General features: G+C 44.5%; 2 protein-coding genes. Both read left to right on the forward strand.

The annotated features are described in order from the left end of the window. The first annotated feature begins 284 nt into the window (after window positions 1–284). A complete protein-coding gene (hbs, locus tag NJ959_RS29030) occupies window positions 285–566 on the forward strand; it encodes a non-specific DNA-binding protein Hbs (RefSeq protein WP_254015232.1) in 282 nt (93 codons plus the stop codon). 167 nt (window positions 567–733) lie between these two features. Then, on the forward strand, window positions 734–1822 hold the full coding sequence (cobD, locus tag NJ959_RS29035) for a threonine-phosphate decarboxylase CobD (RefSeq protein ID WP_254015233.1): 1089 nt from the start codon (window positions 734–736) through the stop codon (window positions 1820–1822). The last annotated feature ends 58 nt before the right edge of the window (window positions 1823–1880 follow it).

The following is a 1880-nucleotide window of genomic DNA, read 5'->3' on the forward strand; positions in this document are numbered from 1 at the left end:
CTACTCCCCACTCCCCAATTCCTGGATTGAATTAGGTATTTTTACTCAAAGATCTAGAAAATCTACATAATTTAACGGTTTCAACGATCCATATTGGGCTTACAGCTTTTACAATATGGCAGTGAAACTTCGATTCTGTGCATGTTTCAGTAATTTAAAGTGGAAAATCTCCATAATTTGTGTCAAAATTGCTAATCTTGCAAGTAAGATCGGCAATATGGGGTTTAATTGAGTAAAACCAAGAGATCCACTCGTTTACAGAAGTTTAGAAAGGCAGATGTCTCATGAACAAGGGCGAATTAGTAGATAAAGTGGCGGAAAAAGCTGCTGTTACCAAAAAGCAGGCTGATGCGGTGCTAAGTGCTGCATTGGAAGCCATTATGGAAGCGGTTTCCGAAGGTGATAAAGTGACGTTGGTGGGATTTGGCTCTTTTGAGTCGCGGGAGCGTAAAGCCCGTGAGGGGCGTAACCCCAAAACTGGTGACAAGATGGAAATTCCAGAGACGAAGGTTCCCGCATTTTCCGCCGGGAAGTTGTTCAAGGAAAGAGTCGCGCCACCTAAATAACGCACGACTTAGACTCGGAAACCACAGAGAAACCGGGTTTCACAGAATTTAAAAAACCCGGTTTCTTCAAGAAACCGGGTTTTTAGGGAGTACTTCATCCAACTGAAAACCCCTATACACGCAGCCGATGCTACCCGACACAATTTGATTTTGCAGGAAATTGAGTATTGATGCGACCAACTCATGGGGGAAACTTAGCTTGGGCAGCAACAGTGGCAGATTGTTCCCCTGCCTCAATTCTTGATTTTTCGGCTAGCATCAACCCGCTAGGACCACCGAGTAGCGCGATTAGGGCGATTAAGTCTGGATTAACAGATTTAGTCGCCTATCCAGATCCCAGTTACTACCAGCTACGGGAGGCTCTGAGGAAGGTTCATCCGACTTTAACCCCCGACTGGATTTTTCCGGGAAATGGTTCGGCAGAGCTATTAACTTGGGCTGCGAGGGAATTATCTCAATTGGGGGAAACTGCTATCCTCACCCCGGCATTTAGTGACTACCAACGGGCGCTTAAGGCTTTTGATGCTAATGTCAGGGGCTATTCTCTTTTTGGAGAGGGGGAAGTTGATTCTGGCTTTTGTTTTCCGCTCTCAACTTCTGCTCTTCTGGATAAGTTATCAGGTGGTGGTTTACTATTAAATAACCCTCACAATCCTACTGGTTTATTATTTAATCGGGAAACTTTACTGCCTCTGTTAGATAAGTTTGCTCTGGTTGTGGTGGATGAAGCTTTTATGGATTTTATCCCGCCGAATCAGGACCAAAGTTTGATTCCACTGGTGCAAGACTATCCAAATTTGGTGATTTTGCGATCGCTAACTAAATTCTACAGTCTCCCTGGTTTGCGCTTAGGTTACTGCGTCACTTACCCCGATAGACTTCGACGTTGGCAGGAGTGGCGAGATCCTTGGCCTGTAAATGTCCTAGCAGAAGCGGCGGGAATTGCTGTATTACAGGATACGGAATTTCAAGAAGAAACCTGGGCATGGTTACCAACAGCGCGATCGCAATTATTTGCAGGGCTATCACAGTTACCAGGATTCCATCCCTATCCTAGTGCAGCTAATTTTTTACTGGTACGCTATGAAGGATCTTGTTCCCAACTCCAGGAGAGACTCCTCAAGGAGAAAAGAATTTTAATCCGTGACTGCTTGAGTTTTCCAGAATTAGGCGATCGTTATTTTAGGGTGGCGGTGAGGAGAGAGGAAGATAATCAGCGTTTATTAGAAGGTTTGTCATTAGTTGTTGGTTATTAGTTGTTTGTTATTAGTTGTTTGTTGTTGGTTATCGTCGGAAAGCGACTCAGTTAGGTAC

The sequence above is a fragment of the Limnofasciculus baicalensis BBK-W-15 genome, assembly GCF_024178385.1.
GTDB lineage: Bacteria > Cyanobacteriota > Cyanobacteriia > Cyanobacteriales > Coleofasciculaceae > Limnofasciculus > Limnofasciculus baicalensis.

Bases quoted from the DNA above. Each gene is read 5' to 3' on its own strand.
- hbs (WP_254015232.1), top strand. From the start codon at position 285: ATGAACAAGGGCGAATTAGTAGATAAAGTGGCGGAAAAAGCTGCTGTT.